The following is a 6,218-nucleotide window of genomic DNA, read 5'->3' as shown; positions in this document are numbered from 1 at the left end:
CGCGGCGGCGGGGGGCGGGCTGGCGCTCCTCAACGCCGACGACGAGCGCGTCGCCGCCATGGCGGACGGGACGTCCGCGGCGGTGATGTTCTACGGGACCGGCCGGGACGCCGCGGTGCGGGCGCGGGACGTGACGCTCGACGCGGCGGGCTGTGCGTCGTTCACCCTGCACACGCCGATGGGGCGGGCCCTGGTGCGGCTGCGGCTGCCCGGCGGGCACCAGGTCGCGAACGCGCTGGCCGCCGCGTGCGCCGCGACTGCCGTCGGTGTCCCGGCCGGCCGGATCGCGGCCGCGCTGAGCAGGGCGGAGCCCCGCTCGGCGGGGCGGTTCGAGATCAGGGAGCGTCCCGATGGCGTCACGGTCATCGACGACGCCTACAACGCCAACCCGGCCTCCGCGCGGGCGGCGATCAGCACCCTGGCCACGATGGCCGGCGATCGCCGGACGGTCGCCGTCCTCGGCGAGATGATCCATCAGGCCGGAGAGGCGATCCACCAGCACGAGGCCATCGGCGCGCTGGCGGGCGCGCTCGGTATCGACGTCCTCGTGGCGGTGGGCGAGGGCGAGGGGCCGGCCGCCATGGCCGCCGCCGCGCGCGCGGCCGGCGTGTCCGTGTACGCCGTGCCGGACGGCGGCGCCGCGATCGGTCTGCTCCGGGAAACCTTGCGCCGGGGCGATGTCGTCCTGCTCAAGGCATCGAATGTGGTGGGCCTGTCGGCCGTGGCGACGGCGCGTGACGCGCCGTCCTGATGAGCGGACCGAAGACAATTGCTCGGATATTCCAGAGAGGCCAGGCAAGCATGAAAATCGTCGTGACCGGATCACTGCCGTTCAGCGAGGACCAGGTCCGCAGGCTGCAACGGGTCGGGAACGTGACCACGGCAGGTGGCGCGAGTTCGGACGAGGAGTGGCTGAAGCAGATCGAGGGCGCGGACGTGGTGTGCAGTGACGGCATGTTCGTCGCCGGCAGCCTCGAACGGCTTAACGATGTCTTCCTCACGTTCCCCTTCGTCGAGATCGGCTCCTTCGACACCGACGCGCTGGCACTCAGGAACGTGGTGCTCGCCAACGCGCGCGGAAGTAATCGTGATTCGGTCGTGGAATGGGCCGTATTCATGGCGCTGGGCCTGCTGCGCCGATTCCAGGATTATGTGAACGTCGACCGTGAACTCCGCTTTGTCCGGCACGAGAGCCTGTCGGGCAAGAACGTCTGCATTATCGGTGCCGGAGACATCGGCTCGCGTCTCGGCACAGCGCTGGAGGCCCTGGGCGCGAACGTGCGATACGTCGCACGCGGGATCGATCCGATAGCGGCGGTGGAGGGCTGCCAGCTGATCGTCAACTCCCTGAGTTCTGTCCCGAGTACGGCCAATCTGCTGGATCGTGAATTCTTCCGTGCCCTGGAGCCGGGATCATACTTCCTCACCTATGTCCGGCCCCACACCTTCGACGTCAAGGCCCTGCTGGAGGCACTGGACGACGGCATTCTGGCGGGCGCGGCGGTCGACTGCGACCCGCAGGCACCGTTCGACACCACGAACACCTACTACAGGACGCTCGCCGGGCACGGGAAGGTACTGACAACGCCACACGTCGCGTTCGCCACGGCACAAGCCCAGAAGCAAAGCCTCGAAACAGTCGTGGAAAATGTCGAAGCATTCGCGAACGGCCGGCCGCAGAACGTTCTGGTCAAACATTGATCTTCACCCGCCCCGCACCCGAGAAGAGGACCAGAACCCATGAGCAGGCAAGCTTCCAGGGCCGGTGTCCCGGCACCTGACGACCCGGCCGAGTGGGCTGTCGTTTCCGGCGGGCAGATCTTCTGCTCGGGGATGTTCGGCACCGATCCCATGACCGGAAAGGCACCTGAAACCGTCGCGGCACAAGCCGAACAGGCACTCATGAAACTGGCCGGCCTCCTGTCGGAATCAGGCTCCTCGATGCAGCGGCTGGTCAAGACCACGATCTACTACGTCAGCACAGAGGACTTCGCAGAGATAAACGAGGTCTACGCACGCCACATGCCGGTCCCGCCACCGGCGCGGTCTGTCGTTCCGTGCTCTGCCCTGCCGGATGGACTTCTGTTCTGCATCGACGCCATCGCGACCCTCGAATCTCAACTCTCGACTGATACCCCGGGGACATGAAACAAGAAACTCTTCGGCCGGTGACCCATCACGACGTCCGGGAGGCAGCCGACCGGATCGGCCCGTACGTCCGCATCACTCCTGTGATCACCACGGACATCGGCGGTCGCGCGGTCACGCTGAAACTGGAGAACCTCCAGGCGACCGGTTCGTTCAAGTTCCGCGGTGCGCTCAACGGGGTCATCGCCGGCAAGACCGGAGGAGACGTTGTCGCGGCATCGGGCGGCAATCACGGTCTCGGCGTCGCCACGGCGGCCAAGCTCATGGACGTTCCCGCCACGGTGTACGTGCCGCGCACGACACCGGAGGCGAAGGTGCGGCGGATCGCCGCCCAGGGTGCGCGAGTGGTGCTGCACGGCGAGTGCTACGCCGATGCCGAGGCCGCCGCCAGAGCGTGGGCCGATCAGTCGGGGGGCAGCTTTCTGCACGCCTACGACGACCCGGCTGTCATCGCGGGTCAGGGCACCGTCGGGCTGGAGATCGCCAGGCAGGCTCCCTGGTGCGACTCGGTCGCCGCAGCCGTCGGCGGCGGTGGACTGGCGGCGGGCCTCAGCGCGGGCCTGGGACCGGATCACACGGTGGTGGCCGTGGAACCGCAGCACTGCAACGGTCTGCACGCGGCGTTCTCGGCGGGCATGCCGGTCGACGCTCCGGTGGACTCGGCCGCGGCGTCGGCGCTCGGTGCGTCACGCGTGGGCGTGAACGCCTTCGCGCTGCTGTCGTCCGGGAGAGTCCGGTTGGCGCTGGTGACCGAGCGGGAGATCACCCACGCCCGGGACCTGCTCTGGGAAGAACTCCGGCTGGCTGTCGAGCCGGCCGCGGCGGTGCCATTCGCCGCATGGCTCGCCGGCCGGGTTCCCGGCCGTCACCCCTGCCTCGTCCTGTGCGGCGCGAACACCGACTGGCATCCCGCCTGACGCACGATGGGTCCCGGCCGCCCCCTTGCCCGGGGGAGGCCGGGACCGACTCATGCGCTCCGGGCCCTCAGGCGGCGGCCGGCCCCGGACCACCGTTCCCCGCCGACCGGTGAACAGACGGTTCACCGGTCGGTCACCACCCCGCCCCCACTTCCGTCGCCTACGCTGTCACCGGACGGACAGGCCCGACGAAGAGACGACCAGGGGGGCGGATGCCACAGCGCGTACGTCTTCTCCTGGCGACGGCTCTGCCGCCGCTGCTGGTCGGCGTCTGGGCGACGTTCCTGGTGCTCGTCGGTGCCGCGCCGGCCGCCGGGGGTGTCACCGTCATCTCCTCGGCGTCGGCGGCACCGGCTGTTCCCGCGCGGACGGACGGTCCCCAGCGCACCGCGTCGGTACGGCCCGAGGTGCGGCGCGCGCCGGTCGCCGTCGTCCAGCAGGCCGTGGCCACGGACGCGGACAGCCGTCCGCCGGTGTCACCCGTGGCAGCGGGCACACCCGCGGCCTTCGACTTCCAGCAGCCGCCGGCCGGTGACCCCTGGGCGGGCCCGCGCCAGGAGCGCGCGCCGCCCCAGCCCCCGTACAGCCCGCGGAACAGCCGCGCACCTCCCACCGCATCGAGCAGCTGACGCGTCTTCGGCGTCCGGCGGCCCGGTATCCGGCATGCCCTCGCACGGCATGGCCCGGTCCGGCGGCCCGTCCGGGCGCGCTCCGTCCCTGACGTCCTCTTCACCGACGTCCCTCGATGTCCGCGGAGCGCCGTACGGCGCCCGCGCGCTGCCCGTGGAGTACTCATGTCGTCTCGCGCCACGATCTGGCGAGCGCTGCTCGCGCTCGCCGTCGTCGCCGTATCGCTGTATGTGACCCTGACCACCTCGCCCCGCCTCGGACTCGATCTGCGCGGTGGCACCCGTATCGTCCTGGAGACCAAGGACTCCCCTACCGTGCGTGCCGACGCGGCGGCCACCGACCGGGCGCTGGAGGTGCTGCGGCAGCGGGTGGACGCGCTCGGGGTGGCCGAGCCGTCGCTCGCGCGCTCCGGTGAGCGCCGGATCGTCGTCGAACTGCCCGGGGTGCAGGACCCCCGCAAGGCGACCGAGGTCATCGGCCGTACCGCTCAGCTCACCTTCCATCCCGTGCAGGGCGCGACCGCGGGACCGGAGTCCGCTCCGGCGGCGGACGGCTCCCGGGTGCTGCCGGACCCCGACGCCCCGGGAGGGTTTCTGCGGCTCGCGCCGCCCGCGCTGACCGGCGAGGGCGTCAAGGACGCCGAGGCGGTGTTCGACGGACAGTCGGGCCGTGGCTGGAGCGTCGATCTGTCCTTCCGCGGCGGGGGCAAGGAGTGGGCGAAGATCACCGGGGCTGCCGCGTGCGCCGCGCCGGGCGATCCGGCCCGCCGGGTGGCGATCGTCCTGGACGACAAGGTCGTCTCCGCGCCCGGGATGGAGCAGTCCGTGGCCTGCGGGTCGGGTATCACGGGCGGATCGGCCCAGATCACCGGCAGCTTCAGCGCGTCCGAGGCCCGTGATCTCGCGGCCCTGGTCAAGGGCGGCGCGCTGCCGGTCCCGGTGACGGCCGTCGAGCAGAACGTGGTGGGCCCGACCCTCGGCTCCGACGCCATCCGGGCGAGCGCGCTGGCCGCCGTGATCGGGCTGTTCTGCACCGGTGTCTTCATCATCGTCGTGTACCGGCTGGTCGGACTGCTCGCCACTCTCGCGCTGCTGCTGTACGGACTGATCTCGTACGCCGCCGTCGTCGCGCTCCAGGCGACGCTGACCCTCCCCGGACTCGCGGGGTTCGTCCTCGCGATCGGTATCGCCGTCGACGCGAACGTCCTCGTCTTCGAACGCGCTCGGGAGGAGTACGCGCGCTCCTCCGCCGCCCGCGCCGATCTGCGCCGTCCGATGCGGATCGGGTTCAGCAAGGCGTGGAGCGCCGTCACCGACTCCCATGTGACGACCCTGCTGGCGGCGGGTCTGCTCTTCGTCTTCGCGACCGGGCCGGTCAAGGGTTTCGGGGTGACCCTCGCCATCGGTGTGCTGGCGTCGCTGATCTCGGCGATGGTCATCACCCGGCTCTTCGCCGACTGGGCGCTGCGGCTGAAGCCGGTGCGGCGGCGGCCCGCGCTCACCGGCATCACCCGGACCGGCCGGGTCCGGACCCTGCTGGAGCGCCGCCCGCCCCGGCTGATGAAGAACCGGCGGCGCTGGCTCGCGGTCTGCGGCGGGCTGCTGCTGGTCGCGCTCGCCGGGATCGGGGTGCGCGGTCTGGAGTTCGGCGTCGAGTTCACCGGCGGCCGGATGGTGCAGTACGCCGCCGAGCGGCCGGTGGACGCGGACACCGCGCGGGCCGCCGTCGCGGACGCCGGGTTCCCCCGGGCCGTGGTGCAGACGACGGGCGAGAGCGGTATCACCGTACGGACCGAGGAACTGTCCAACCAGGAGCAGGAGGAGATCCGGGGCTCGCTGGGGAAGGTCGCCGGGGAGGTGACCATCGAGCGGGACGAACTCATCGGGCCGAGCCTGGGCAGCGAGTTGCGCCAGCACGCGCTGATCGCGCTGGCGGTGGCGGTGGCCGCGCAGCTCCTCTATCTCACCGTGCGGTTCCGCTGGACCTTCGCCGCGGCGGCCGTCGCCGCGATGGTGCAGGACGTCCTGCTGGTGGTGGGGCTCTTCGCCTGGCTGGGCAAACCGGTCGACAGCGTCTTCCTGGCGGCGCTGCTGACCGTCATCGGCTACTCGGTCAACGACACGGTCGTCGTCCTGGACCGGCTGCGGGAACTGCGGCGCATGTCCCCGCGCGGCGCGTGGCCGGATCTCGCGGACAAGGCCGTCGCCCAGACCCTCCCGCGCACGATCAATACGGGGATGGGGGCGCTCTTCGTCCTGGTCTCGCTGGCCGTGCTCGGCGGGGAATCGCTGGCCGACTTCTCCGTCGCGCTGCTGGCGGGTGTGCTCATGGGCATCGCGTCGACGGTCTTCACCGCGATGCCCCTGGCCGTCGGCCTCCAGCTCCGCCGACCCGACCGTCCCCGCACCCGCCCGGCCCGGACGAACGCCCGCAACAGCTCGGGGGCGGTGGTCTGAGCCGGACCAGGCCGTAACCGGACCCGCGCCACGGACCCGCCACCTCGGGTTCGTGGCGCGTACCTCC

At 71.3% G+C, this 6,218-nt stretch carries 6 protein-coding genes; all 6 read left to right on the top strand.

Features of this window, described 5'->3' with window-relative positions:
- The coding region (locus ACWF94_RS24125) for a glutamate ligase domain-containing protein (RefSeq protein ID WP_453492100.1) at positions 1-751 on the top strand (751 nt) is incomplete at its 5' end.
- 50 nt (positions 752-801) lie between these two features.
- Positions 802-1,701 (top strand): NAD(P)-dependent oxidoreductase, encoded by a 900-nt coding sequence (locus ACWF94_RS24120; RefSeq protein WP_453492097.1) that lies wholly within the window; start codon positions 802-804, stop codon positions 1,699-1,701.
- 39 nt (positions 1,702-1,740) lie between these two features.
- Positions 1,741-2,148 (top strand): RidA family protein, encoded by a 408-nt coding sequence (locus ACWF94_RS24115; protein ID WP_453492094.1) that lies wholly within the window; start codon positions 1,741-1,743, stop codon positions 2,146-2,148.
- Positions 2,149-2,168: 20 nt separating this feature from the next.
- Complete coding sequence (locus tag ACWF94_RS24110) at positions 2,169-3,065, top strand: serine/threonine dehydratase (protein WP_453492091.1); 897 nt, start codon at positions 2,169-2,171, stop codon at positions 3,063-3,065.
- Positions 3,066-3,277: 212 nt separating this feature from the next.
- Positions 3,278-3,694, top strand: a complete 417-nt coding sequence (locus ACWF94_RS24105; RefSeq protein WP_453492089.1) for a hypothetical protein — start codon at positions 3,278-3,280, stop codon at positions 3,692-3,694.
- A gap of 165 nt (positions 3,695-3,859) precedes the next feature.
- Positions 3,860-6,151 carry a protein translocase subunit SecD gene (gene secD, locus ACWF94_RS24100; protein ID WP_453492086.1) on the top strand — a complete coding sequence of 764 codons (2,292 nt, stop codon included), beginning with the start codon at positions 3,860-3,862 and terminating at the stop codon, positions 6,149-6,151.
- Positions 6,152-6,218 lie beyond the last annotated feature (67 nt).

This window comes from Streptomyces sp. NPDC055078 (genome assembly GCF_053607985.1).
Note: the sequence above shows the minus strand (reverse complement) of the source record. Positions and strands in the feature narration are given on the sequence as shown.

Coding starts and splice junctions, on each gene's coding strand:
- ACWF94_RS24120 (WP_453492097.1), top strand. CDS start 802: ATGAAAATCGTCGTGACCGGATCACTGCCGTTCAGCGAGGACCAGGTC.
- ACWF94_RS24115 (WP_453492094.1), top strand. CDS start 1,741: ATGAGCAGGCAAGCTTCCAGGGCCGGTGTCCCGGCACCTGACGACCCG.
- ACWF94_RS24105 (WP_453492089.1), top strand. CDS start 3,278: ATGCCACAGCGCGTACGTCTTCTCCTGGCGACGGCTCTGCCGCCGCTG.
- secD (WP_453492086.1), top strand. CDS start 3,860: ATGTCGTCTCGCGCCACGATCTGGCGAGCGCTGCTCGCGCTCGCCGTC.